This is a genomic window from Micromonospora sp. NPDC005197, assembly GCF_040608295.1.
GTDB lineage: Bacteria > Actinomycetota > Actinomycetes > Mycobacteriales > Micromonosporaceae > Micromonospora.
The window spans coordinates 85,445-110,892 of the sequence record NZ_JBEXHY010000008.1 but is presented as its reverse complement, the minus strand read 5'-3'; the positions used below and the strand labels follow the sequence as shown (position 1 = coordinate 110,892).

26 protein-coding genes, 2 pseudogenes and 1 riboswitch are annotated in these 25,448 nt (G+C 72.0%); of the genes and pseudogenes, 22 read left to right on the top strand and 6 right to left on the bottom strand.

Annotated elements, in window-relative coordinates; genetic code table 11:
• Positions 1-48: 48 nt before the first annotated feature.
• The 3 genes and pseudogenes from ABZU46_RS05910 to ABZU46_RS05900 form a co-directional block, all read right to left on the bottom strand.
• Complete coding sequence (locus tag ABZU46_RS05910) at positions 49-546, bottom strand: hypothetical protein (RefSeq protein WP_354855319.1); 498 nt, start codon at positions 544-546, stop codon at positions 49-51.
• Positions 543-755 carry a phosphatidylethanolamine-binding protein gene (locus ABZU46_RS05905; RefSeq protein WP_088948250.1) on the bottom strand — a complete coding sequence of 71 codons (213 nt, stop codon included), beginning with the start codon at positions 753-755 and terminating at the stop codon, positions 543-545. The genes ABZU46_RS05910 and ABZU46_RS05905 overlap by 4 nt, the downstream gene beginning before the upstream one ends.
• A gap of 71 nt (positions 756-826) precedes the next feature.
• A pseudogene (locus tag ABZU46_RS05900) lies at positions 827-1,698 on the bottom strand (universal stress protein).
• 115 nt (positions 1,699-1,813) lie between these two features.
• Here ABZU46_RS05900 and ABZU46_RS05895 point away from each other — a divergent pair.
• From ABZU46_RS05895 to ABZU46_RS05825, 15 genes are all read left to right on the top strand, one after another.
• A complete protein-coding gene (locus ABZU46_RS05895; RefSeq protein WP_354855318.1) occupies positions 1,814-2,560 on the top strand; it encodes an SAM-dependent methyltransferase in 747 nt (248 codons plus the stop codon).
• 75 nt (positions 2,561-2,635) lie between these two features.
• A complete protein-coding gene (locus tag ABZU46_RS05890; protein WP_354855317.1) occupies positions 2,636-3,814 on the top strand; it encodes a PP2C family protein-serine/threonine phosphatase in 1,179 nt (392 codons plus the stop codon).
• A 56-nt stretch (positions 3,815-3,870) separates the two neighbouring features.
• The gene (locus ABZU46_RS05885) at positions 3,871-4,335 is read left to right on the top strand and encodes a MarR family transcriptional regulator (RefSeq protein WP_354855316.1); all 465 of its coding nucleotides are present in this window, start codon (positions 3,871-3,873) and stop codon (positions 4,333-4,335) included.
• 294 nt (positions 4,336-4,629) lie between these two features.
• Entirely contained in the window at positions 4,630-5,262 is a 633-nt protein-coding gene (locus tag ABZU46_RS05880; protein WP_354855315.1) for a CDP-alcohol phosphatidyltransferase family protein, read from the top strand.
• The gene (locus ABZU46_RS05875) at positions 5,259-6,197 is read left to right on the top strand and encodes a DUF881 domain-containing protein (RefSeq protein WP_354855314.1); all 939 of its coding nucleotides are present in this window, start codon (positions 5,259-5,261) and stop codon (positions 6,195-6,197) included. Before ABZU46_RS05880 ends, ABZU46_RS05875 begins: the two co-directional genes overlap by 4 nt.
• Positions 6,194-6,526: a small basic family protein gene (locus tag ABZU46_RS05870; RefSeq protein WP_007460356.1), complete on the top strand. Its 333-nt coding sequence runs from the start codon at positions 6,194-6,196 to the stop codon at positions 6,524-6,526. Before ABZU46_RS05875 ends, ABZU46_RS05870 begins: the two co-directional genes overlap by 4 nt.
• 11 nt (positions 6,527-6,537) lie before the next feature.
• Complete coding sequence (locus ABZU46_RS05865) at positions 6,538-7,503, top strand: DUF881 domain-containing protein (protein ID WP_354855313.1); 966 nt, start codon at positions 6,538-6,540, stop codon at positions 7,501-7,503.
• A gap of 83 nt (positions 7,504-7,586) precedes the next feature.
• Entirely contained in the window at positions 7,587-7,967 is a 381-nt protein-coding gene (gene gcvH, locus ABZU46_RS05860; RefSeq protein WP_007460354.1) for a glycine cleavage system protein GcvH, read from the top strand.
• A gap of 217 nt (positions 7,968-8,184) precedes the next feature.
• A complete protein-coding gene (locus ABZU46_RS05855; protein WP_007071101.1) occupies positions 8,185-8,637 on the top strand; it encodes an FHA domain-containing protein in 453 nt (150 codons plus the stop codon).
• A gap of 50 nt (positions 8,638-8,687) precedes the next feature.
• Entirely contained in the window at positions 8,688-9,389 is a 702-nt protein-coding gene (locus tag ABZU46_RS05850) for a MerR family transcriptional regulator (protein ID WP_193376631.1), read from the top strand.
• A gap of 185 nt (positions 9,390-9,574) precedes the next feature.
• Positions 9,575-10,039, top strand: a complete 465-nt coding sequence (locus tag ABZU46_RS05845; protein ID WP_007460347.1) for a bifunctional nuclease family protein — start codon at positions 9,575-9,577, stop codon at positions 10,037-10,039.
• A 190-nt stretch (positions 10,040-10,229) separates the two neighbouring features.
• Positions 10,230-10,826, top strand: coding sequence for a MerR family transcriptional regulator (locus ABZU46_RS05840; protein WP_354855312.1), 597 nt, complete (start codon positions 10,230-10,232; stop codon positions 10,824-10,826).
• A gap of 365 nt (positions 10,827-11,191) precedes the next feature.
• A complete protein-coding gene (locus ABZU46_RS05835; RefSeq protein ID WP_354855311.1) occupies positions 11,192-11,590 on the top strand; it encodes a group 1 truncated hemoglobin in 399 nt (132 codons plus the stop codon).
• Between the two features lie 2 nt (positions 11,591-11,592).
• Positions 11,593-12,759: a globin domain-containing protein gene (locus ABZU46_RS05830; protein ID WP_354855310.1), complete on the top strand. Its 1,167-nt coding sequence runs from the start codon at positions 11,593-11,595 to the stop codon at positions 12,757-12,759.
• The gene (locus ABZU46_RS05825; protein ID WP_354855309.1) at positions 12,756-13,451 is read left to right on the top strand and encodes a DivIVA domain-containing protein; all 696 of its coding nucleotides are present in this window, start codon (positions 12,756-12,758) and stop codon (positions 13,449-13,451) included. The genes ABZU46_RS05830 and ABZU46_RS05825 overlap by 4 nt, the downstream gene beginning before the upstream one ends.
• A gap of 43 nt (positions 13,452-13,494) precedes the next feature.
• Here ABZU46_RS05825 and ABZU46_RS05820 read toward each other — a convergent pair whose 3' ends face one another.
• The gene (locus ABZU46_RS05820) at positions 13,495-14,151 is read right to left on the bottom strand and encodes an NAD(P)-binding oxidoreductase (RefSeq protein WP_354855308.1); all 657 of its coding nucleotides are present in this window, start codon (positions 14,149-14,151) and stop codon (positions 13,495-13,497) included.
• Between the two features lie 107 nt (positions 14,152-14,258).
• Between ABZU46_RS05820 and ABZU46_RS05815 the strand changes: the two are divergent.
• The 3 genes and pseudogenes from ABZU46_RS05815 (at position 14,259) to gcvP (ending at position 19,252) form a co-directional block, all read left to right on the top strand.
• A pseudogene (locus ABZU46_RS05815) lies at positions 14,259-15,210 on the top strand (MerR family transcriptional regulator).
• 125 nt (positions 15,211-15,335) lie between these two features.
• The gene (locus ABZU46_RS05810; protein ID WP_354855307.1) at positions 15,336-16,196 is read left to right on the top strand and encodes an NAD-dependent protein deacetylase; all 861 of its coding nucleotides are present in this window, start codon (positions 15,336-15,338) and stop codon (positions 16,194-16,196) included.
• Positions 16,197-16,256: 60 nt separating this feature from the next.
• Positions 16,257-16,355: riboswitch (glycine riboswitch) on the top strand.
• Positions 16,356-16,426: 71 nt separating this feature from the next.
• Positions 16,427-19,252 (top strand): aminomethyl-transferring glycine dehydrogenase, encoded by a 2,826-nt coding sequence (gene gcvP / locus ABZU46_RS05805; RefSeq protein ID WP_354855306.1) that lies wholly within the window; start codon positions 16,427-16,429, stop codon positions 19,250-19,252.
• A gap of 123 nt (positions 19,253-19,375) precedes the next feature.
• On the opposite strand, the gene ABZU46_RS05800 is transcribed toward gcvP, so the two are convergent.
• Entirely contained in the window at positions 19,376-19,576 is a 201-nt protein-coding gene (locus ABZU46_RS05800) for a DUF5999 family protein (RefSeq protein ID WP_234586185.1), read from the bottom strand.
• Positions 19,577-19,672: 96 nt separating this feature from the next.
• Here ABZU46_RS05800 and ABZU46_RS05795 point away from each other — a divergent pair, with 96 nt between their 5' ends.
• The gene (locus ABZU46_RS05795) at positions 19,673-20,893 is read left to right on the top strand and encodes a chorismate-binding protein (protein WP_354855322.1); all 1,221 of its coding nucleotides are present in this window, start codon (positions 19,673-19,675) and stop codon (positions 20,891-20,893) included.
• 31 nt (positions 20,894-20,924) lie between these two features.
• On the top strand, positions 20,925-21,434 hold the full coding sequence (gene def / locus ABZU46_RS05790) for a peptide deformylase (protein ID WP_354855305.1): 510 nt from the start codon (positions 20,925-20,927) through the stop codon (positions 21,432-21,434).
• Between the two features lie 20 nt (positions 21,435-21,454).
• Here def and ABZU46_RS05785 read toward each other — a convergent pair whose 3' ends face one another.
• Positions 21,455-22,228 (bottom strand): TSUP family transporter, encoded by a 774-nt coding sequence (locus ABZU46_RS05785; RefSeq protein WP_354855304.1) that lies wholly within the window; start codon positions 22,226-22,228, stop codon positions 21,455-21,457.
• 183 nt (positions 22,229-22,411) lie between these two features.
• On the opposite strand from ABZU46_RS05785, the gene ABZU46_RS05780 reads away from it, so the two are divergent.
• Together ABZU46_RS05780 and ABZU46_RS05775 are read left to right on the top strand one after the other, a co-directional pair.
• The gene (locus ABZU46_RS05780; protein WP_354855303.1) at positions 22,412-23,191 is read left to right on the top strand and encodes an endonuclease/exonuclease/phosphatase family protein; all 780 of its coding nucleotides are present in this window, start codon (positions 22,412-22,414) and stop codon (positions 23,189-23,191) included.
• Between the two features lie 122 nt (positions 23,192-23,313).
• The gene (locus tag ABZU46_RS05775) at positions 23,314-25,422 is read left to right on the top strand and encodes a M14 family zinc carboxypeptidase (RefSeq protein ID WP_354855302.1); all 2,109 of its coding nucleotides are present in this window, start codon (positions 23,314-23,316) and stop codon (positions 25,420-25,422) included.
• The last annotated feature ends 26 nt before the right edge of the window (positions 25,423-25,448 follow it).

Below are 25,448 nucleotides of genomic sequence, written 5' to 3'. Positions count from 1 at the left end.
ATTTAAATAGATGGGGCCTTCCGGCCGGGGGGGTGCGCGGGAGCCCTATCACAAACCCCACCCCCGGCCAAAACCCCCGTTCCGGACGGGCCCCCCCAACATTTCCCTGGTGGCGGCGGCCGTCAGTCCGTATGCCAGGTGCGGGATGATGTCGGAGATCCAGTCGGAGCGCCGCCAGGTACGCGGATCGCTGATCCCCAGCGCGGTGATGGACCCGTCGGTCATCGCCATGACGCCGGCGCCGAGCACGCCGGTGGCCATCGGCAGTGGCTGGCGCCGACCACCGGCGTAGAGCGCGAACGCCACGCCGGCGGCGATGCCCAGCCCGTAGCCGATCAGGGGCCCGAGCCCCGAGCGGCGGTTCGCCGCCCGGGGCCCCGACCCCAGGTCCACGTGCGCGATGCCGGCCAGCCGGTCGACGGTCTGCTCCGGTGTGCTGCTCGCCGGCCGTGCCCGCAGAGCGATGTCCAGGTAGCTGACCACGTTGAGCGCGGTGCTGCCGACGGCGCCCGCGATGGCGCCGTCGGCCAGGTCGACCCCCCTCACTTCGGGTCGCCCGGTTCGCGTTCACTCTTGGGGCCGTAGGTGCGCTCGCCACGTACGACGCCCCGTTGGCCGCGATCCTCCTGCAGGATCCGGTTCGCGACCTGGTTGGCCTTGCCGTCGGGCACCCGGCGTCCGGAGTCGTCGATCGCGTTGCGCAACCGCGCCCGCTGCTTGTCGTACGCGTTGCTGCCCGGCCGTGGTCCTGGCATCTGCTGCCTCCTTCGTCGCCGTTGGCGTACCGCGGCCGTCTACCCGTCTGGCGGGAGGCCAACCCGGGGTGTCAGCGGGGACCGCGGACCACGGCGACCGGGCAGCGGGCGTGGTGCAGCACCGACTGACTCACCGACCCCAGCAGCAAGCCGGTCACCTCGCCACGCCCCTGCCCCCCGACGACCAACAGTTGGGCCGAACGGGACGCCTCGGCGAGCACCGCGCCGGCGCGGCCGTGCGCCGCCCGCCAGGTCAGCCGCAGCCCCGGGTGGCGGTCGGTCAGCCCGTCCAGCCAGCCGGTGAGCATCCGCTCCTGCTCGGCGTGCAACTGCGCCTCGTCGTACACCAGGGGTTGCATGTCACCGGGGCCGCTGCTGCCGGGGTGCCGGTAGGCGTGCACCGCGCGCAGCGGCACGCCGCGCGCCACCGCGGTCTCGGCGGCGAAGTCGGCGGCGAGCCGGGACGCCGCCGAGCCGTCCATCGCCACCAGCACCGGCTCGTCGGGGCGTTGGTCGCCGCGGGCGACGAGCACCGGGCAGCCGGCGTACGCGCAGACCTGCACCGCCACCGAGCCGACGACAAGCGCGGAGAAGCCGCCCAGCCTGCGGTCGCCGAGCACGATGAGCGCGGCGGTGGGGGACTCACCCACCAGCACCGCAGACGCCTCGCCGTCGATGATCTCGCCGGAGACCGTCAGCCCGGGCGCGGTCGCCTCGGCCTCGGCCACCGCGGCGGCGACCAGCTCCTCGGCCCGGTGGCGCAGTCCGGCGCGTCGGGAGCGGGGGAGACCGGCACGTGCAGCACCGGCCAGATGAACCCGTGCACCACCCGCAGCGGCCGGTGCCGGCGGACGGCCTCGGCGGCGGCCAGGCGCACCGCGCGCAGGGACGGCTCCGAGCCGTCCACGCCGACCATCACCGCCGCGCTATCCGCCGAGTTCACCCGTCTCACCTCCCGCCGAGCCAGTATCGCGGGCGTGGCGGCGCGACGGAGCGATACCGCCGGTCGGGCCCGGGTCGGTACGCTGGCGGCGACCGGACGGGGAGGAGCGTCGTCGATGGATGAACCGGACGAGCCGAGCACCGCTCGCATGATCGACTTCTGGCTCGGCGGGAAACACCACTTCGACGTCGACGTGGCCGCGGCGACTGCCTTCGAGCAGGCGTACGGGCCGTGCGCGCCGGTCTTCCGGGAGTTGCGGGCGTTCCTGCGCCGGGCGGTGCGGGCGATGGTCGAGCAGGGCGTGGACGGGTTCCTGGTGTTCGGCGCGGGGGTGCCCACGATGGGCAACGTGCACGAGGTCGCCGCCGAGGCCACCGTGCTCTACACCGACGTCGACCCGGTCACCATCCGGCTGGGGCAGCGGATCCTCGCTGACAGCGACCGGGCGGGCTACGGCTACGGCGACGCCACCGACATCGGCACGATCGACCCGGCCCAGCTGCATCGATTCGTACCCGGGTGGGGGCGGCGGCCGGTGGGGGTGGTCTTCCTCGGGCTCGCCGCGTTCCTCGACGACGCCACGCTCACGCGCACCCTCGACGAGCTGTTCGCCGCCGCGGCGCCGGGCAGCCTGCTGGCCGTGGACTTCGACACCGAGGAGCTGGCCGCCCACCCGCAGGCGCTGGCGATGATGGGTCCGGAATTCCGGATGCGTCCCCCGGCGGCCTTCGCACCACTGCTGGGCCGGTGGACGCCGACGTCGGACGGGATCGTCCCGGTCCACCGGTGGCGGCCCGCCGGCCCGCCCGCCGACGTGCCGGACGCCTTTCACGGCGTACTGGCGGCACGGGACGCCGACTGACCCGCGACGACCGGCTGCCCGGTGGCGTCCGTATGATGCTTGCCCTGTAGCAAGTTTATGGAGGGACGACCAACCATGGTGGACGCGCCGGACGGGGTGTCGCGCGCGCTGCGCGAGGCCGCGCCCGACCAGTTGGCGGAAGCGGCGGACCGGGCGATCCGGTCGGCGTTGGGCGCGTTACGCACCGACGTGTTCGTCGCCGACTACCGGATCAGCGGGCTCTGGCCGGTGCTGGATCCGGACCTGCCGGCGGCCGGAGCCCTGGCCCAGCACACCGTGGCGCAGCGCTGCTTCTCCAGCCAGCAGCCGGTGCGCGACGGGCTGGACGACGGAGTCTGCCGGCTCTACCTGCCCCTGACGGTCTGGGGGGAGCGGCTGGGTGTGCTGCTCATCGAACTGCCGACCGTCCCGGGCCCGGCGATGACCGGCCGCGCCACCGACATCGCCGGCGACCTGGCGGTGGCGATGCGGGCCGCGGACCGGGAGACCGACCGTTATCGGCGGGCCCGTCGCCGGGAGCGGCTCAGCATGGCCGCCGAGATGCAGTGGGACCTGCTGCCCGGTCGTAGCGTGGCGCACCGCGCCTTTCACCTGGCCGGGCAGTTGGAACCGGCGTACACCGTCGGTGGCGACCACTTCGACTGGTCGCTGGACGGTGACCGGCTGACCCTGACGGTGCTCAACGGCGAGGGCACGGGCCTGGCCGCGTCGCTGCTGACGGCGGTCACCGTGAACGCGATGCGCAACGCCCGCCGCTCCGGCGGTGGCCTGGTGGAGCAGGCGGAGCTGGCCTCGGACACGGTCTACTACCAGCACCGTGGCCGTCGGTACGTGGCCACGCTGCTGCTCGAGCTGGACATCCGCACCGGGCGGGTGCGGGCGGTCGACGCCGGTTCGCCGCACCTGCTGCGGATGCGTGGCGCGACGGTCGAGCCGGTGGAGCTGGAGCAGCAACTGCCGCTGGGCATGTTCGCCGAGACCCGCTACGAGCTGCAGGAGTTCCAGCTCGCGCCGGGTGACCGTGTCTTCGTCGTCAGCGACGGCGTGTGGGCGGCCGAGCCGGCGGGGCGGGAGCCGTACGGGCAGCGGATGATGGCCCGATCCCTGCGGGCCACACGGTTGCAGCCGGCGACCGAGGCGGTTGGTACGGTGATGCGCGAACTACACGCCTATCACGCGGATTCCGATTTGCGCGACGACGCCGTCGTCGTCTGCCTCGACTGGCATGGTCCGCGTGAGCGGGACGGCGGATGAGGGTTGCCGCCGCCGCGCCGGGCGGGCACCAGCGTGACGACGGCAGGGGACATCGGGTGGAGCGACCTGCGGATCTCGCCTCGGCGATCGACGCGGCCGCCGAGACGCTGATCGCCGTGCTCGACTCGGCGGCGTCGCGGCATCAGGTGCCACCGACCCAGCTGCGGGTGCTGATGCTGATCAGCGGCCGACGGGAGACCAACGTCAACGGTCTCGCGGAGCTGCTGGACGTGGTGCCCTCCTCGGCCAGCCGCCTCTGCGACCGGCTGGAGGCGACCGGTCTGTTGCGCCGGGTGGCCGACCCGCGCGACCGGCGGGAGGTGCGGTTGGTGCCGACCGCCGCCGCCCTGACCCTGCTGCGGGAGCTGGCGGAGCGGCGCCAGCGCGCGGTGCAGGCCGTGTTGGACCGGATGCCGCCCCGGATGCAGCACGATCTGTTGCTGTCGTTGCTCGCCTTCGGTCGGGCGGCCACGCAGACGGTGCCGGAGCAGCAGACCGATCAAGCGGTCCAGACGGCCTGAACCGCCGTCCCCCTTCCACTAGTATCCTAGGACGCTCTACACGTGGTGATCCACGCCACAGTGCGGCACAGCCGCACCGACAGCACGCGGCGGCGGCCGAGGAGCGCGGGGAAGCCCGATATAGTGGCAGCGCACTCAGCCGGCCCGTGATCATCGAGATCGCGGGCCGCATCAGGGCAGAGGTCCCATCCCGGGGCCGCAGGGGAGCCGGCGGTTGCCGGCCCGACAGCGCGTACGACCTCCGCCGCGCCCGATCTCGGTCTGGCGTCGGGGCGTGCGGTGGAGGAGGTTCGGGTGTCGCGTCGGCCGGCTCGGGCAGAGCATCCGCGGGACACCGGTGACCAGGCTCCCGGCGACCAGGTGCTCACCCTGCCCAACCTGATCAGCTTCGGGCGCCTGCTGGGCGTACCCCTGTTCCTCTACCTGTTCCTGGTGGCCCGCGCGGACGTGGCGGCGGTGGTGGTGCTGGCCATCGGCGGCACCACCGACTGGGTCGACGGTTGGATCGCGCGCCGGCTGAGTCAGGTGAGCCGGCTCGGGGAGCTGCTCGACCCCCTCGCCGACCGGCTCTACATCCTCGCCACGCTGCTTGCCTTCACCGCCCGGGAGATCGTGCCGTGGCAGTTCACGGCGGCGCTGCTGGCCCGGGAGGCGTTGCTGCTCGGCTCACTGGCGGTGTTGCGCCGCTACGGGTACGGGCCGCCACCGGTGCACTACGTGGGCAAGACCGCCACGTTCCTGCTGCTCGCGGCGTTCCCGGTGCTGCTGTTGGCCACCGAGTGGAGTCAGGCGGCGACGGCGACGGCCGCGATCGGCTGGGGGCTGGCCTGGTGGGGGCTGGTGCTCTACTGGGTGGCCGGCGCCATGTACGTGGTGCAGGCGTCGAGGCTGGTGCGCGCGGCGCGCGACCCGGGAGCGGCCGCGTGAGCGCGACGCCGCCGGAGCGTCCCCGCCCGGATCGGGTGTACGCCCCGGACTTCCTCACCGAGCTGTTCCGCAACCCCCTGGATCCGGGGTACGCGGACGCGGCGGCCGCGCGCGAGCGGGTGGCGTCGTCGCAGGACGCGTCCCGGGGTTGGCCGGCGCGGTCGGTCAGCCTGGTCGTGGTGGTGGTGCTGGGTTTCCTGTTCGCGGTGGCGTATCGCCAGACGATGGCGGACGAGCCGGGGCGTGCTCAGGCCCGCTCCGGGTTGGTGGCGCAGATCAAGGAGCGGGAGAGCCAGACCGACCGGTTGTCGGCGCGCGCGGATCAGCTGCGGGAGGAGGTCAGCCGGCAGCGGGACGCGGCGTTGAGCGGGTCGACCGCGGCACGTCTGCGGGACCTGGAGGCGGTCACCGGGCTCGGCCGGGTGCGGGGTGACGGTGTGGTGGTGCGCCTGGCGGACGCCCCGGGCAACGCGGACGCGGTGACCGGTAAGGGCGCGGGGCCGCCGCAGGTGCTGTACAGCGATCTGCAGGCTGTGGCGAACGCGTTGTGGAGCGCCGGTGCCGAGGCGATCGCGATCAATGGGCAGCGGTTGACGTCGACGTCGACGATCCGTACGGCGGGCGAGGCGATCCTGGTGGATTTCCGGCCGGTGACGGGGCCGTACGAGGTGTCGGCGATCGGGCCGGGGTCGATGCGGCGCAAGTTCGAGGACAGTCGCAGCGCGGCGGTGATGCAGGAGGTCGCGCAGAAGACCGGCCTGTCGTTCGGTGTGCGCAAGGCGGAGGACCTCACCCTGCCGGCGGCTCCGGAGCCGCAGCTACGCTACGCCAAGCCGTCGGTCAGTCCGAGCCCTTCGGGGTCGGGTGTCCGGTCCGGCAGTCCTGGGTCGTCGGGTTCGCCGGGGACCGCTAGTCCTTCCGGAGGTGGCGGATGATCGCGGTGCTGGCGTTGCTCGCCGGTGTGGTGCTGGGCGTGTGGCTTGACCCCACGGTGCCAGCGGCGTTGCAGCCGTACCTGCCGATCGCGGTGGTCGCCGCGTTGGACGCGGTGTTCGGTGGGGTCCGGGCGAAGTTGGACCGCATCTTCGACGACAAGCAGTTCGTGGTGTCGTTCATCTCGAACGTGCTGGTGGCGGGTCTGATCGTGTATCTGGGGGATCAGTTGGGCGTGGGCGGGCAGTTGTCCACCGGTGTGGTGGTCGTTCTGGGTGTGCGGATCTTCGGGAATGTGGCGGCGATCCGTCGGCACCTGTTCCGGGCGTAGGTTTGACAGCGATGAGCGACGAGCAGGCGGAGACGGGGACGGGCTGGCCGCAGCCGGCGGTGCCGGGGCGGCCGGGTGGGCCGGCGGGTGAGCCGGATCCGCGGCCGGACGCGCCGGATCCGGACGAGTTGAGTCCGTTGGCGCCGCATGGTCCGACGAAGGAGCCGGAGTCTCCGGATGCGGAGCCCGGGGTGGCCCCGGTCGATGACGGCGCGACGGTGGACCTGAGCGCGGTGGCGCGGGCGGGTGAGCCGGTGGACGAGCCGGTGGCGGAGTCGGCCCCTGCGGTGGCGGCGGGTCGGTCGCGGTTCAGCGCGGCCGGGGTGATGATCGCGGCGTTGTTGGCGTTGCTGGGGTTCACGCTTGTCGTGCAGTTGCGGACGACGTCGACGGATCCGACGTTGGGGGCGACGCGTCAGGAGGATCTGGTGCGGATCCTGTCGGATCTGGATGCGCGCGAGAACCGTCTCCAGCAGGACATTCGGGCGTTGGAGGAGAGCCAGCGGCAGTTGGCCTCGGGTGCGCAGGGTCGGCAGGCGGCGTTGGACGAGGCGACTCGTCGGGCGGACGAGCTGGGGATTCTGGCGGGCACGTTGCCGGCGGTGGGTCCGGGGTTGACGGTGCAGTTCTCCAGCAACGGGGTCAAGCCGATCACGGCGGACCGGGTGTTGGACGCGGTGCAGGAGTTGCGGGGCGCGGGCGCGGAGGCGATGCAGATCTCCGGTGGTGACCGGGCGACGGTGCGGGTGATCGCATCGACGTACTTCCTCGATGGGGACAACGGGTCGTTGATGGTGGAGGGGCGTCGGTTGACGGGGCCGTACACCATCACGGTGATCGGTGATCCGGCGACGATGCGTACGGCGTTGAACATTCCTGGTGGGGTGGTCGCGTCGGTCCGGGGTGACGGCGGTAACGTGGCGTTTGGGGAGCGTGAGGTTGCCGAGGTTTCGGCGCTGCACGCGCCGACCAAGTAGGAACACGCCCGTCCGGTCTCCTGACCGGCGCGGCCGCGCCGGGCCCGGGTGGTCCGGGGCACCGATGGATGAGGACGCGTCTGGTGATTCCCGAGGATCTGCGATACACCGCCGAGCATGAGTGGGTGGCGGGTGACGGTACCGGCTCGGTGCGGGTCGGCATTACGCACTTCGCGCAGGACGCGTTGGGTGACATCGTGTACGTGCAGTTGCCGGAGGCGGGTGCGGTAGTCGCGGCCGGTGACTCGCTGGGTGAGATCGAGTCGACCAAGAGTGTGTCGGAGATCTACGCGCCGGTCGCGGGCACGGTGGCGGCGCGCAACGACGCGCTGGGTGACACCCCTGAGCTGATCAACACGGATCCGTACGGTGCGGGTTGGCTGGTGGAGATCACTCCGAACGATCCGACGGCGACGGACGGGTTGCTGACGGCGGGCGCGTACCAGAAGATCACCGAAGGCTGAGTGTGCTTGATCCGGTGTGCGGGATGTCTGCGCGCGTCCGGTTGCCCTGCATTTCGGCGCTGGCTAGGCTCGCCCAGTCGACCGAGAAGAATCCATTAGTTGAGCGTTGTGGAATTGCCTTCCCGGGCACGGGGAGCCAGCCGCCGGGTGGACGAGCGCCCGGGGGCCAGACCCGCCATTACCCGACGCCGACCGAACAGATCCGTGAGGTGGTCCCATGACGCGCCCAGACGACGAGTTCCCCCCACTCGACGTCACCTCGACGCTCAATCTCGGCTCGCTCGACGAAGTGCTGGAAGGGCCGGACACCGATGTGGTGCCGAGCCGGATGTCCGGTTCGTTGCCGCCGGGTATGGCGCTGCTGGTGGTTCGTCGCGGCCCGAATGCGGGTGCCCGGTTCCTGTTGGACCACGATGTGACGACCAGTGGCCGGCACCCGGACAGTGACATCTTCCTCGACGATGTGACGGTGTCGCGCCGGCACGCGGAGTTCCATCGTGATGGTGGGACGTTCACGGTGCGGGACGTGGGTAGCCTGAACGGCACGTACGTGAATCGTGAGCGGGTCGAGGCGGCCACGTTGAGCAATGGTGACGAGGTACAGATCGGTAAGTTCCGGGTGGTGTTCATCGCCGGTCCGCGCCCGGAGGAGGAGGCCGGCCGGGGGTGAACGAGCCTGCGGCCTCCACGCCACCCGGGGCGGCCCGGTCCCAGCCGCTGATGAGCATCGGTGAGGTGCTGGGGCAGTTGCGGGTGGATTTCCCGGACACGACGATTTCGAAGCTGCGGTTCCTTGAGGCCGAGGGGCTGGTTGAGCCGCAGCGGACGGCGGCGGGTTACCGGAAGTACAGCTGGGACGATGTGGCGCGGTTGCGGTTCGTGCTGACCGCGCAGCGGGACCGGTACCTGCCGTTGCGGGTGATCCGTGAGCAGTTGGCCCAGTGGGATTCGTCTGGCGAGCAGCCGGAGCGGTCGCGGCCGGCGTTGGTCGCGGTGGGGCCCGATGGTGCGGTGCCGGGTCGGGAGTCGGCGGAGCCGGCCGAGTCGTCGCAGGTGCGGCTCGGCCGGGCTGAGCTGGTGGCTCGCAGTGGGATCGACGAGTCGACGCTTGTGGAGTTGGAGCGGCTCGGTGTGCTGGTGTCGGATCCGCCGGGGTGGTACGACGCGGATGCGTTGATCATCGCGTCGGCGGTGGCGGGTTTGGCGGCGTACGGGTTGGAGCCGCGGCATCTGCGGGGTTACCGGAGCGCGGCCGATCGTGAGGTCGGGTTGTTCGCGCAGTTGGTGGCGCCGTTGGCGCGGCAGAGTGATCCGGCGGCGCGGGCGCGGGCGGCGGAGACGGCGCGGGAGTTGGTGGCGTTGTCGGAGCAGTTGCACGCGGCGTTGGTGCGGGTGGGGCTTCGGTCGACGTTGGGTCGGTGAGGGTGCCCGGCAGGCGGCGGTGGAGCGGAAAGATCTCTTCTCCGAAGCGTGCCGTAGGCTTGCCGGGGTAACCCCTCTCTGGCGCGGGCGTGGTGCTGTAGCGCATCGGACGACCGTGTTGCGGTCCGTGTACCGTGCAGGGAAGGGCGCGGTGCGGCGTAGGTGACAACGACACGGAGGCGGCGGTGCGCGAGCTGAGCGTGGTCGGAGTTCGGGTGGAGCTGCCGAGCAACCAGCCGATCGTCCTGCTCAGGGAGGTCGAGGGCGACCGCTATCTGCCGATCTGGATCGGCGCGGTCGAGGCCACGGCTATCGCTTATGAGCAGCAGGGGGTCAAGCCGGCCCGTCCGTTGACGCATGATCTTTTGCGGGATGTGTTGGCGGCGTTGCAGGCGCCGTTGCAGGCGGTGGAGATCACCGAGCTGAAGGAGAACGTGTTCTACGCGGATCTCCTGATCGGCGATGGGGTGCGGGTGTCGGCGCGGCCGAGCGATTCGATCGCGTTGGCGTTGCGGGTCGGTGCGCCGATTCGTTGTGCGGAGCAGGTCCTCAGCGAGGCGGGGATCGTCATCCCCGACGAGCAGGAGGACGAGGTGGAGAAGTTCCGCGAGTTCCTGGAGCAGGTGCGTCCGGAGGATTTCGCGGGCTGAGTGGCTCGGTTCCGCGCTGGTGTCACGGTGGGTGACGTCGGCGTGTGGTTGGTGATCTTTCTCGGTGGCTGCGCGGCGTGTCGCGTCGGTTCCTCCGTGGTAACCCCTGAAGGTGGCGTTAGGGTTGCCGTGTCGAGGGGTGCGCGTCCCGGAAACGACGCGTCGCCGCACTGACGGGGAGGTTGTCCGGATGCACGAGCCGCAGGATCCTGATCCGGGTACACAGTTGGGTGAGCCGGGTGCGTCGTCGCCGGGTGTGGCGACTGAGGGTGACGGCTCGGTGGGCTACCGAGGTGTGACGGCGTGTCACGCGGTGGGCATCAGTTATCGGCAGTTGGATTACTGGGCGCGCACGACGCTTGTGGTGCCGAGCGTCCGGGACGCGTCGGGTTCGGGGACGCAGCGGTTGTACTCGTTCCGCGATCTGGTGGTGTTGAAGGTCGTGAAGCGGTTGTTGGACGCGGGGGTGTCCCTGCAGAACATCCGCAAGGCGATCGAGGCGTTGCGGTCGCGTGGTGTGGAGGATCTGGCGGGAATCACGCTGATCTCCGACGGGACGACGGTGTACGAGTGTCGGTCCCCGGAGGAGGTGGTCGACCTGTTGCAGGGTGGGCAGGGCGTCTTCGGGATCGCGATCGGTGGGGCGTTCAAGGAGATCCAGGGGTCGTTGTCGCATCTGCCGGCGGAGCCGGCGGCGAGCGGCCCGGCGGAGCCGGTGGTGGGGCCCTCGTCGGATCCGGTGGGTGACGAGTTGGCGGCGCGGCGGGCGCGGCGGCGGGCCGGCTGAGTCGCGCTGCGCGTCCGCTGGTGCCCGGTCCGGCGATACGGGTGACTCTTTTGGCTACGGCCGTCTGGTGACTGCGGGTCAGGTCGTGGCGTCCGGGTGACGGTTTCCCCGGGTGACGTTTTCCACAGTGGATACCGTGGGTGATCTTCTGATTGCCGTGGGTGGATCTTCGGGGTCCACTGTGGTGACGATGCGTGTGCGTCGACTGTCGGGAAACCGATAGGGGGGCCCTGACCGGAGGTTGCGGGCACGCTATGGTCCGTCACGGTCCCCGGTGTGCCGCAGCGGCTTGACGGTGTGGCGTCGGTGGCCGTTGCCCCTGCGCGTCACCGCGCGCGCGACCTGTCACCCCGGAAGGAACGACCGTGACGGTTACGGAAGAGACCGCTCCCGCCTCGAATTACGACCGCATCGGCGGAGCGAGTTCGGTGAAGGCGGCCGTGGAGCTGTTCTACGACAAGGTGCTCGCCGATCCGGAGTTGGCGGGTTATTTCGCCACTGTGGACATGGCGGGCCAGCGTCGGCACCTGGCGTTGATGTTGACGGTGGTGCTGGGCGGCCCGAACGAGTACACCGGTCGCGGGTTGGCCGAGGCGCACCAGCCGTTGGGCATTCCGGTGGCGCACTACGCCAAGGTCGGTGAGTACCTGATCGCGACGCTGACCGAGTTGGGTGTTCCGGCCGACGTGCAGGACGACGTGCGGGCGGTGCTGGCGCAGGTGCAGGACCAGGTGGTGGCCACCGGAGAGCGTCCGGGCGTCTGAGCGTGGACGCGGCCCGACTCAAGCAGAGTTGGTCCCTCGTCGCCGGGCACGGCGACGAGGTGCCGCTCTACTTCTATTCGACGTTGTTTCTGGCGCATCCCGAGACGCGGCAGATGTTCCCCACGAACATGGCGGGGCAGCGGGACCGCCTGGTCACCGCGCTGGGCCACATCGTGTCCCACGTGGATCAGGTCGATCGGCTGGTGGGTTTCCTGCAGGACCTCGGCGCGGATCACCGTAAGTTCGCGGTCCGCGCGGAGCACTATCCGGCGGTCGGTGAGGCGCTGTTGGCGACGTTGCAGCATTTTCTCGCCGAGCAGTGGACCGATGAGCTGGCCCAGGACTGGGCGGCGGCGTACGGGCTGATCGCGCAGGTGATGACGGAGGCGGCGCAGGCCGCGGAGGCGGTGAACCCGCCGTGGTGGGTGGCGGAGATCGTGTCCCATGAGCGGCGGGCGTTCGACGTGGCGGTGTTGACGGTGCGTCCGCAGTACCTGTTGCCGTTCACCCCGGGTCAGTCGATCGGGGTGTCGCACCCGTCGGTGCGGTCGTGGCGGTACTACTCGCCGGCGAACGCGCCGCGCGCGGACGGCACGCTGGAGTTGCATGTGCGGGCCGCTCCGGGTGGCGCGGTGTCGTCGCGGCTGGTGTACGGCTCGGCGGTGGGGGACCGCGTGCATCTGGCCGCGCCGGTGGGGGAGCACCTGGCGTTGTGGGCGGCGGGTTCCAGTGACCTGTTGCTGCTGGCGTCGGGCACCGGCTGGGCGCCGGTGAAGGCCCTGGTGGAGCAGGTCGCCGCGGAGGGTTCCGGTCGTCGCGTGGATCTGTACGTGGGTGCGCGGTCGCGCAGCGAGTTCTACGACAGCGACGCGATCGACAAGTTGGCGTCGTCGTGTCCGTGGTTGACGGTGACGTACGTGGTGGGCGCGGACGCGAACCGGCCGGGTGAGTTCGTGTACGCGGTGGACCGGGCGTTGGCCGATGGTGACTGGCGTTCGCGGCACGTGTACGTGTGCGGGTCGGACGAGATGGTGTCGCACGCGGTGCAGACGTTGGCTCGGGCGGGTTACCACGAGGGTCAGGTGCATCACGAGGGTCTGGGCAAGCAGTGGTACGGCCCGGCGTGGCGTACGGCGGTCCAGCAGTCGAGTGAGGGGGGTGAGAGGTGAGCGCGACCCCGATCAGCCGGTACGACGGGATTCAGGTGTCCGGCGGTGTGCAGGTGCGGATGACCTCCGACCGGGTTCGGCGGTGGGAGTTCGGGACGGCGCCGTTCGCGCGGCGTGGCTACGACAACGCGGACGTGGACCGGTTCCGGGTGCAGGTCGCCGACGAGTTGGATCTGTTGGCGACGCAGATCGCGAACCTGCGGGCGGAGAACGAGCGGCTCACCGACCGGGTGGAGTTGCACCGCCACGGGGTGATCCCGAGCACGGGCGCGGCGGTGAAGGTGCCGGCGGCCAAGGAGGTGAATCTGCTGTCGGCGGCGCAGCGGGAGGCCGAGCAGATCATCGCGCAGGCGCACGACTACGCGCGGCGGGTCGCCGAGTACGCCCGGTTGCAGTACGAGAGTTACATGCGGGCGGCGGCGGAGGAGGCGAAGCAGGAGGCCGAGCGGGCGGTGGCGGAGTACCGCAGTACGGCCGGGCCGAGCTTCGACGACACGGTGGCGACCCGGGAGGCGTTGCGGATCTTCGGCGAGATGATGGTGTCGCACATGCAGGCGGCGGCGCGGCATCTCGACGACGGCAGTGAGCAGTTGGCGCGCACGATGGACCGGATCGCGAAGGAGACGCCGGGGGCGCCCTTCGTGGGTGGCGTGGCGGGGCAGGCGGCGTTGCCGCGTCACCACCAGCGTTGACCGGCCCGGGTTGGGGTCACGTACCGCGACCCCAGCCCGGGGGTCATCTCGCGGCGGCGCGGACGGCGTCGGCGATCGGTGTCGTTCCGCCGACGAGTTCCAGGGTCGTGCCGGCGGTGCGGGGTTCGTCCAGGAGCGCGGCGAGGACCAGGGCGACGTCGGCGCGGCTGATGTCGCCTCGGCCGGCGTGTCGGGTGAGGGTGACGTGCCCGGTGGGTTCGTCGTCGGTGAGCCGGCCGGGGCGCAGCACCGTCCAGGCCAGGTCGCGGGCGCGCAGGTCGTCCTCGGCGGCTCGTTTGGCGCGTAGGTAGGCGGCCCACACGTCGTCGGTGCCGGCGGCGGGTGGGTTGTCCACGCCCATGGAGGAGACCAGCAGGTAGCGGTGGACGCCGGCGCGGGTGGCGGCGTCGGCGAGCAGCGCGGCGGCGGCCCGGTCGACGGTGTCCTTGCGGGCGGCGCCGCTGCCGGGGCCGGCGCCGGCGGCGAAGACCACCGCGTCGGCGTCGCGCAGGTGCGCGGCGACCTCGTCGACGTCGGCGTGTTCGAGGTCGCAGACGACCGCGGTGGCGCCGGCGGCGCGCAGGTCGTCGGCCTGGTCGGGGTTGCGGATCAGGCCGACGGCGGAGTCGCCGCGGCCGGCGAGGTGCCGCTGGAGCAGCAGGGCGATCTTGCCGTGGCCTCCGGCGATGACAACACGCATGGGCCCAACCTACCGGCGGCGGTGTCGCCGGGCTTGACCTTGACCTGTGGGCAACCCCCAGGGTGGTGCGTGCCGGTCGCCGTGACCGGCGCGAGGAGGATGCCGACGTGGGGTTGCTGACCATCGGGGCGTTCGCCCGGGCGGCGGGACTGACGCCGAAGGCGTTGCGCCTGTACGGACGGGTGGGGGTGCTGGCGCCGGCCGCGGTGGATCCCGAGTCGGGATACCGGCTCTACGACCCGCGGCAGGTGCCGCTGGCCCGGCTGGTGGCCCAGTTGCGTCGCATCGGCATGCCGCTGGCGCAGATCCGCGCCGTGTGCGACCTGGAGCCCGCGGCGGCTGCGGAGGCGGTCACCGCGTACTGGCGGCAGGTGTCGGTCGACACCGCGGCTCGCGCCCGGCTCGCCAGCCTCCTCGTGGATCACCTGCCGGTTGCTGGCCGTCGCCGACGGGGTGCGAGGGCCCGGCGGCGGGGCCGCCAGCGCCGCCGCCGTCGACGCCCTCACCGCGTTGGATCTCACCGACGGGCCGGCCGTCGACCTGCTGACGACGCTGGCGGGGGCGGTCACCGACGCCGACCGGGTCGTACGCGAATTGGCGACCGACGACCACCAGCCGGCCACCACGCTGACCGCGCTGCTGCGCAGCGGCACCCACCTGGCGCTGGTGCACGTCGGTGACACCCGGGCGTACCTCCTGCGCGACGGTGAGCTGTCCCTGTTGACGCAGGACCACACGTGGGTGCAGGCCCAGGTGGATCAGGGCCGCCTCGACCGCGACGAGGCGGGCGCGCACCCCCAGCGGGCGCTGCTGGTGCGCGCGCTGGGCGGCGGTCAGCAGGTCGAGGCCGACCTGGCGCTGCGGGCGGCGCTGCCCGGTGACCGGTACCTGCTGTGCTCCGACGGACTGTGGGCGGTCGTCGACCGGGCCGCCCTGTTCTCGACGCTGAGCGCGGCCGCCGATCCGGAACACGCGGTGCGGGACCTGGTCGCCGCGGCGCGGGACGCGGGGGCGCCGGACAACATCGCCTGCGTCGTCGCTGACGTCGTCGCGGTGTAGACGGCGACGGGCTGGCCGTCGAGCGGGTGTGCGGCACCGCCACGTGACCGCCGCCACGTGACCGCCGCCACGTGACCGTTGCCGGGTGTTCGGCGTCGGCGGGTGCGCTGAGGCAGCATGAAGGGGTGACGAAGAGCCTGGAGGCGTTGACCTCGCTGGTGGCCGGTGGTGGGGTGGTGGTGCTCAGCGGGGCGGGCCTGTCCACCGAGTCGGGTATCCCGGACTATCGGGGACCCAGCGGGGTGGCCCGCCGGCACACCCCGATGACCTTCCAGGCGTTCACCCGGGATCCCCTCGCCCGGCGGCGGTACTGGGCGCGCAGCCACCTGGGGTGGCGGTTGATCGCGCGAGCGGCGCCGAACGACGGGCACCGCGCGGTGGCGCGGCTGCAACGCGCCGGCCTGGTCGACGCGGTGATCACGCAGAACGTCGACGGGTTGCACGGCGCCGCCGGCAGCGACCGGGTGGTCGAGTTGCACGGCCGTCTCGACGAGGTGGTCTGCCTGGACTGCGGCAACCTGACCTCCCGGGAGGAGGTGGACCGGCGGCTGCGCGAGGCCAACCCGGACTTCGTGGCCCGCGTCGCCGCCGTCAACCCGGACGGTGATGTGGATCTCCCCGACGAGCAGGTGGCCGGGTTCCGGCCGGTGGACTGCGGGATCTGCGGGACGGGGATGCTGAAACCGGACGTGGTGTTCTTCGGCGAGACGGTGCCGCCCGAGCGGGTGGCGCGGTGTTTCGCGCTGGTGGAGCAGGCGCGGGCGGTGGTGGTGCTCGGGTCGTCGTTGACGGTCATGTCGGGGCGCCGGTTCGTGATCCGGGCCGCGAAACACGGCATTCCGGTCGCGATCGTCAACCAGGGGCCGACCCGGGGTGACGGGTACGCCACGGTGTGCGTCGACGCGCCGCTGGGGGCGCTGCTGCCGGTGCTGGCCGACCAGGTCGTCGGCGGGGCCGCGCCGCTGGCCGCGCCGGCCGGCGTGTGACGTCACCGGGGTAGGACATCTGCCGGAAACACCGGCGCTGGTAGCGTTGACCATGCCGGTACCACCCACGTGGGAGAGACCGCCCGACAGCAGCAGGGGCGGCGCCGAAGGGGCAAATCCTCCCCGGAACCTCTCAGGCAAAAGGACCTCGTGGGCAGGCACTGTGGAGCGCTGTGCGGGCGCGACAGAGGGGGAGGCCGATCCGTCGACCTCGCCCGGGAGCGCCCCTGATGTCCGTAGAGCAGTTCGCCACCCGTCACATCGGTCCCGGCCCCGACGATGAGCGTCGGATGCTGGAGGTCGTCGGGCACGACTCGATCGACGAGCTGATGGACGCCGCGATCCCCGAGGTGATCCGCTGGCACGGCACCCTCGACCTGCCCGATCCCGCCACCGAGGCCGAGGCGATCGCCGAGTTGCGGGCCCTCGCGGCCCGCAACACCGTCGCCGTCTCCATGATCGGCCTGGGCTACCACGGCACGCACACCCCGGCGGTGATCCGCCGCAACGTCCTGGAGGACCCGGCCTGGTACACGGCGTACACGCCGTACCAGCCGGAGATCAGCCAGGGCCGCCTCGAGGCGCTGCTGAACTTCCAGACGATGGTCACCGACCTGACCGGCCTGGCCACCGCGAACGCCTCCATGCTCGACGAGGGCACCGCCGCCGCGGAGGCCATGACCCTGGCGCGGCGCGCGTCCAAGAGCAAGAGCGGGGTGTACGTCGTCGACGCCGACGCCCTGCCGCAGACCATCGCGGTGATCACCAGCCGGGCGGTGCCCCTCGGCATCGACGTGCGGGTCCTCGACGTCGAGCGCGACGAGTTGCCGGCGGAGTTCTTCGGACTGCACCTGCAGTACCCGGGCGCGTCCGGGGCGGTGCGGGACCACGCGCGGCTCGTCGAGGCGGCCCACGCGGTCGGGGCCCTGGTGACCGTCGCCGCGGACCTGCTGGCGTTGACGCTGCTGCGCGCGCCGGGGGAGATCGGCGCGGACATCGCCGCCGGCACCACCCAGCGTTTCGGCGTACCCATGGGCTTCGGTGGGCCGCATGCCGGCTACCTGGCGGTCCGCTCGGGCCTGGAGCGGATGCTGCCCGGGCGCCTGGTCGGGGTGTCCCGCGACGCGGACGGCAACCCGGCGTACCGGCTGGCGTTGCAGACCCGCGAGCAGCACATCCGGCGGGAGAAGGCGACCAGCAACATCTGCACCGCGCAGGTGCTGCTCGCCGTGATGGCCGGCATGTACGCCGTCTACCACGGCCCGGACGGGCTGCGCGCCATCGCGGCGCGTACCCACGCCATGGCGGCGCGGCTCGCGGCCGGGCTGCGCGCCGGCGGCGTCGACGTCGCGGACGTCGCGTTCTTCGACACGATCACCGCCCGCGTGCCGGGCGGCGCGGCGTCTGTCGTCGCGGCGGCGGCGGCCGAGCGTGGGGTGAACCTGCGGCTGGTCGACGCCGACCGGGTGGGCATGTCCTGCGACGAGACGACCACCGACGCGCACCTGCGCGCGGTGTGGGCGGCGTTCGGTGTGGACGCGTTCGACGGCGACGCCGACGCGGCCCTGCCGGTCGACCTGGCCCGGACCTCGGACTTCCTGACCCACCCGGTGTTCCGCAGCCACCACTCGGAGACGGCGATGCTGCGCTACCTGCGGCGGCTGTCGGACTTCGACTACGCCCTGGACCGGGGCATGATCCCCCTCGGGTCGTGCACGATGAAGTTGAACGCGACCACCGAGATGGAGCCGGTCAGCTGGGCGGAGTTCGCGCACATCCACCCGTTCGCGCCGGACGACCAGACCGCCGGGTACCGGGAGATGATCGGGCAGCTGGAGTCGTGGCTGGCCGAGGTGACCGGCTACGACGCGGTCAGCGTGCAGCCCAACGCCGGCTCCCAGGGTGAGCTGGCCGGCCTGCTGGCCATCCGCTCCTACCACGCGTCGCGGGGTGAAACCCACCGCGACGTGTGCCTGATCCCGTCGTCGGCGCACGGCACCAACGCCGCGTCGGCGGTGATGGCCGGCATGCGGGTCGTCGTGGTGGCCTGCGACGACGACGGCAACGTCGACCTCGTCGACCTGGACGCGAAGATCGACAAGCACCGGGACGCGCTCGCCGCGATCATGGTGACGTACCCGTCGACGCACGGCGTGTACGAGACGGGCATCGCGTCGCTGTGCGCGAAGGTCCACGACGCCGGCGGTCAGGTGTACGTCGACGGGGCGAACCTCAACGCCCTCGTCGGGTTCGCCAAGCCGGGCACGTTCGGCGCGGACGTGTCGCACCTGAACCTGCACAAGACGTTCTGCATCCCGCACGGCGGCGGTGGCCCCGGCGTGGGTCCGGTGGCGGTGCGCGCGCACCTGGCGCCGTTCCTGCCCGGTGACCCGCTCGGCGCGCACGCCGACGCCACCCCGGCGATCTCGGCGGCGAAGTACGGATCGGCGGGGATCCTGCCGATCCCGTGGGCGTACCTGCGGATGATGGGCGCCGAGGGCCTGACCCGGGCGACCGGCGTGGCCGTCCTCGCCGCGAACTACGTGGCGGCGCGGCTGCGCGGGCACTTCGGCGTGCTGTACGCCGGCAACAAGGGCCTGGTGGCGCACGAGTGCATCCTCGACCTGCGGCCGTTGACGAAGGCCACCGGCGTGAGCGTCGACGACGTGGCGAAGCGGCTCATCGACTACGGCTTCCACGCGCCGACGATGTCGTTCCCCGTCGCCGGGACGCTGATGGTGGAGCCGACCGAGAGCGAGGACCTGGCCGAGCTGGACCGGTTCTGCGACGCGATGATCGCGATCCGGGCGGAGATCGAGCAGGTGGGGTCGGGGCAGTGGCCGGCGGGGGACAACCCCCTGGCGAACGCGCCGCACACCGCGGCGATGGTCAGCGGCGACGAGTGGCCGCACCCGTACCCGCGGTCGGTGGGCGCGTACCCGGGCGGGACCGACCGGGCGGGGAAGTACTGGCCGCCGGTGCGGCGCATCGACGGCGCCTACGGGGACCGGAACCTGGTCTGCTCGTGCCCGTCGCCGGAGGCGTTCGAGGACTGACGTCGGCGGGCCGGGGCGGGCGGTTCTGGCCGCCCCGGCTGCGCCGCGACCTGGGCGGAGACGTCCCGTACCGGGGGACTAGCCTGGGTCGACGGCGGCGGTGTGGTTACGCTGGGTGGTCGTTCAGGCCACGAGAGCGTGGCGGGCGGGGCCGCGGTGCGGTGCGATGCTGCTGCCGTCGGGGAGCAACTCGCCGGTGTCCTCGAAGACGATGACACCGTTGCAGAGCAGGCTCCAGCCCTGCTCAGGGAAGCAGGCGAGGACCCGGGCGGCTTCCCGGTCGGTGGCTTCAGCTAAGGGGCAGGTCGGTTGGTGCTGGCACATCGGGTTCTCCGGACTGTGGGGGCACTGTGTCATGGTTCACATGACCAGTGACGCACAGTACCAAGCGAAAGTGTCCAGCATCGAGCAGGTGCCGGCCTGGCGTACGGGAAATCCACTGAACGGATGAGGAAGGTCGGACCATACGGCGTGGAAACGCTCCCACAGGTGCTGGTCGATGTGCCGGCCGCGCCCACCGCCTGTCGCGACACGCTCGCTGAACGCGCCCGCCTGCACTGGCGCCGCACCGACGGCGGCGACCCCGCCGCCCTCGCCGAGGAGTTCCTCGCCGCGCACGGCCTGAACCTGCGCGACCTCACCCGACCCACCCCCACCCACCACGACACCGGGGCCTGCGGCGCCGCGCTCTACCTGTCCGCCGCCGCCGGAGCACACCTGGCCGGCGCCCCCACCGCGGCGCCCGAACCCGCCCCGGCCCTGCCCGACCTCGCCGTCGTCGTCTACGACCACGGCCCCACCCGACGCGCCCCCGCCCGCGCGGCGACACCCTGGTGGCTCGGCGACTGGACCGACAGCTGGACACCCGAGCAGCACGCCGCCGCCGTCGACGCCATCCGCGCCGCCATCGGCCGCGGCGACGTCTACCAGGCCAACCTCGTCGGCCACGCCGCCGCCCCCTACACCGGCGACCCGCTGCCCGCCCTGCTCCGCCTCGGCGCGCTGCCCGGCGCCCGCTACGGCGGCGTCCTCACCGGCGACGACTGGGCCATCGGCTGCGCCTCCCCGGAAACCCTCATCGAGGTCCGCGACGGGCACCTGATCACCCGACCCATCAAGGGCACCCGCCCCGCCACCGCCGCCGGCCGCGCCGAACTACTCAGAAGCGCCAAGGAACGCGCCGAACACATCATGATCGTCGACCTGGAACGCAACGACCTCGCCCGCATCGCCCGCACCGGCACCGTCACCGTCGACGACCTGTTCACCGTGCGCCGCTGGTGCGACCTGTGGCAGGCCGAGTCGACCGTACGGGCCACCGCAGCCGACGGCCTCGGCCTCGCCGACCTGCTGCGCGCCACCTGCCCCGGCGGCTCCGTCACCGGCGCACCGAAACTCGCCGCCCTGACCCACATCGCCGACCTCGAACCCGTCGGCCGCGGCGCCAGCATGGGCGCGCTGGGCTGGGTCGCACCCGGCCGCGTCGACCTCGGCCTGACCATCCGCACCGCCGCCGCCGACGGCGAGTTGCTGCACACCTGGGCCGGCGGCGGCATCACCTGGGACAGCGACCCCGCCGCCGAGGTCGCCGAAGCCGCCGCGAAGACCACCCCCATCCGCGCCACCCTGGCCGGACGCTGACCCCACCACCGACGGCGATACGCTGACCCGCATGACCATGCGGCCCATCCGGATCATCGGCGACCCCGTCCTGCGCACCGAATGCGAGCCGGTCACCACCTTCGACGCCGAGCTACGCGCCCTGGTCACCGACCTCATGGACACCCTGCTCGGCGAGCCCGGCCGCGCCGGCGTCGCCGCACCGCAGATCGGCGTCAGCGCCCAGGTGTTCGTCTACGACGCCGACGGACACCGCGGCCACCTCATCAACCCCACCCTGGAACTGTCCGACGAACTCCAGGACGACGAGGAAGGCTGCCTGTCCATCCCCGGGCTGTACTTCCCGACCGTACGGGCCCTGCACGCCACCGCCCACGGCGTCGACCAGCACGGCGAACCGCTCACCATCAGCGGCACCGGTTTCCTCGCCCGCGCCCTGCAACACGAAACCGACCACCTGCGTGGCACCCTCTACGTCGACACCCTGCGCGGCGACACCCGCCGCCGGGCCCTGCGCGAGATCCGCGCCGGCCGCTTCGACTCACCCAGCCGCCGCGCCTAGGGCGGGCCCACCCGCCTCCGTCAGCGGGCCACCCACTGGTCGTGACCCAACTTCGCGACCAACGCCAGCACCACCACCAGCAGCACCACCCGCACGAAACCCGAACCACGGCGCAACGCCATCCGCGCACCCAGCACCGCGCCCGCGATGTTGCACACCGCCATCCCCGCGCCCAGCAACCACCACACGTGCCCGGTCACCCCGAACACCACCAACGCACCCAGGTTCGTGCCCGCGTTGACCACCTTCGCCATCGCCGACCCGTGCACGAAGTCCGCACCGATCAGCGCCGTGAACGCCAACACCAGGAACGTGCCCGTACCCGGACCGATCAACCCGTCGTACAGGGCGATGCCCAACCCGGCCACGCCGATCGCCACCGCGACCCGCGCCGGCGTCCGCCGCGCCGGCACCGCCACCACCCCCAGGCGTGGACGCAGCAGCACGAACACCGCCACCGCCACCAACACCACCAACACCACCGGCCGGTACGCCGACGCCGGCACCGCCCCGGCCAGTGCCGCACCCACCCCCGCGCTGAACACCGCCAGCCCCGCCGCCGGCCCCACCACCCGCCAGTCGAGCTTCGTCCGCCGCGCGTACGTCGCCGCCGCCGTCGCCGTACCGAAGATCGCCGCCAACTTGTTCGTGCCCAACGCCGTGGCCACCGGCAACCCCGGCGCGGCCACCAGCAACGCCGGCAACAACAGCAGCCCACCACCGCCGACCACGGCGTCCACCCACCCGGCCATCGCGGCGGCGACCAGCAACGTACTCAGCGATACGACGTCCACGGGCGGCAATTCTCCCCACCCCACCCGACCCACCGACGCCCGAAGTGGCCAGCCTCACCCGTCAACGACCCCGCGAACGCCGCAACCACACCCCCAACGCGCCAACCGCCACGAACACCAGCATCGAACACAGCAGCACCTTCACCACACGGCAACCCTGCCACGGGGACGTAGGGTGCAGGAGTGCGCCTGGCCACCTTCAACCTGCTGCACGGACGATCCCTGACCGACGGGCTCGTCAACCCCGACCGACTCGCCGCCGCCGTCCGCGCCCTCGACGCCGACGTCCTCGCCCTGCAGGAGGTCGACCGCGACCAACACCGCAGCGGCAACCTCGACCTCACCGCCATCGCCGCCCGAGCCCTCGACGCGCCACACCACCGCTTCGCGGCCGCAGTCGTCGGCACCCCCGGCGAACAGTTCCGCCCCCTGCGCCACGACGACGACGGCCACGGCGAACCCTGCTACGGCATCGGCCTCATCAGCCGCCACCCCGTACGCAGCTGGCACGTCACCCGACTCAAGCCCGCCCCCGTCCGCTCACCGGTCTACGTCCCCGGCCCCGGCGGCGGCCTCATCCTGCTGCACGACGAACCCCGCGTCGTCCTCGCCGCCGTCCTCGACACCCCACATGGCCCCCTCACCGCCGCCGCGACCCACCTGTCGTTCGTGCCCGGCTGGAACGCCCGCCAACTCCGCCAGACCGTGCGCGCCCTCCGCGCGCTACCCGGCCCCCGCGTCCTGCTCGGCGACCTCAACCTGCCCGCCGGCCCGGCCCGGTTCATCTCCGGCTGGCGCCCCCTGGGCCGACTCCCCACCTACCCCTCCGGGCAGCCCCGCGTCCAACTCGACCACGTCCTCGCCGACCGGCACGCCCTCAACCAGCTCCCACCCGTACGGGCCGTCACCGCACCACCGTCCACCATCTCCGACCACCGCCCCCTGCTGGTCGACCTCGGCTGAAGACCGACCCGACCTCCACGCAGCCAGCGCCGAGCCGCAAGATTGCCTCAAGATCATTGCATCGACGAACTCCGACGATCATGCTGGGCGGGTCGCGCCACGATCAAACAGTCGGAGGCCACATGAGACGCCAGCGATCCACCCTCGTCGCCGCAGCAACCCTCATCGCTCTCACCCTCACCACCGCACCCACCCCCGCCAACGCCCAGAGCGCCGCACAACCGAACCAGGTCGCCGACCTCACCGTCCGCCAGGCCGACGGCTACGCCACCCTCGCCTGGACGCCCGTCGACGGCGCCACGGACTACCAGATCGAACGCACCGCCATCGACACCAACGGCACCCCCACCGGCGCACCGACAATCGTCGGCGTCTGGCGCCCCAACCGCCAGATCAACCAGCAGGCACCCACCTTCGCCGACTCCGGATTCAACCCCGGCGACAGCTTCCAGTGGCGCGTCCGCGCCCGCACCGGCACCACCGAACAGCCCTACTCCGACCCCGTCACCGCCACCACCACCGCACCCTGGGGCAACCCCGACACCCCCGGCCAACAACTGCGCACCCAGTGGGAGACCACCCACGCCGCGCAGTACACCAGCGACACCGACGAGTACGCCTACACCGCCGCCATCGACGCCCTCAGCGACCGGGTACGCGTCGTCGAACTCGGCCGCACCGTCCAGAACCGGCCCATCAACATGCTGGTCATCGGACACCCCACCCCGGCCGCCACCCCCGCAGCCGTCGCCGCCACCGCACCCGTGGCCATCAACTGCAACGTGCACGGCAACGAACCCGGCGACCGCGAAGCCTGCCTCATCATGGCCCGACAACTCGCCTTCAGCACCGACCCCCGCATCACCGACCTGCTCAGCCACACCACCGTCCTGATCGTCCCCACCATCAACGGAGACGGCCGCGCCGCCAACACCCGCGGCAACTCCACCGGCCAGGACCTCAACCGCGACTACTCCCTGATCCGCCAACCCGAAACCGCCGCGTACATCACGATGGTCCGCGACTACCGACCCGTCGCCGGCTACGACGGCCACGAGTTCGGCAACTCCCGCGCCGGCGACCTGCCCATGCTGCCGCCCCGGCACCAGAACGTCGCCCAGCCCATCTTCGACCAGTCCCAGGACATGATCGAAGGCCACATGTACGCCAAGGGCGCCGAAGCCGGCTGGTGGCCCTGCCCCTACGGCTGCGAAGGCGGCGGCAACGTCGGCCTCAGCGAGGAAACCATCCTGCGCAACACCCTCGGCCTCAAGAACGTCACCAACTCCCTGCTGGAACTGCGCAGCTCCGGCGGCCAGACCCGACCCGACGAGGGCAACACCGCCAACAACCGGCGCCGCAAGACCTACTCCGCCCTCTGGACGTTCCAGCAGTTCCTCGACTACCACCGCACCGACCGCGGCGACATCCTCACCTCCCGCGCCGAGGCCATCGAGATCCAGGCCGCCAACACCGGCCGCCTCGTCTTCCGCGGCTCCCGCCCCATCCCCGCCCACCCCGCACCCCACCCGGGCGACAGCCCGCCGCCCCTGGACGCGCCCCCGGCCAACCTGATCCTCGACAACGCGCCGTGCGCCTACAAGCTCACCGACGCCCAGTACAACGCCCCGCGCACTGACGGACCCGGCGGCGTCGGCACCACCGTCGCCCAGCGCATCGCCGCCCACGGCTGGAAGGTCATCAAGACCACGGACGGCTGGTACGTCCCCCTCAACCAACCCGAACGCGGCCTCATCCCACTGCTGCTCGACCCGTTGGGCGTGGAGAAGCTGACCGACGGCGAACGCGTCTACCCGACCCTCACCGGCCGACGCAACGGACCCCTGGTCGTCACCGGCTTCACCTGCGCCGCCAACGCCACCGTCAACGGCCCGGTCACCGTCCGCGCCGGCGCGGCACTCGTCACCACCGGCACCACCATCAGCGGCCCGGTCACCGCCAGCGGCGCCGCCGGCGTCCTGCTCGCCGACAGCACCGTCAACGGCCCCGTCCAGATCGCCAACACCACCGACGCGGTCTCCATCATCGACGTCACCGTCGCCGGCCCGGTCAGCCTGACCGGCAACACCACCGGCACCGACATCCCACTGCTGGCCGGCTCCACCATCCGCGGCCCTCTCACCTGCACCGGCAACAACCCCACGCCGACCAACCTCGGCATCGCCAACACCGTGCACGGCCCCCGCACCACCCAGTGCGCGGCACTCTGAACGCCAACTGACCGCACCGGCGGCGC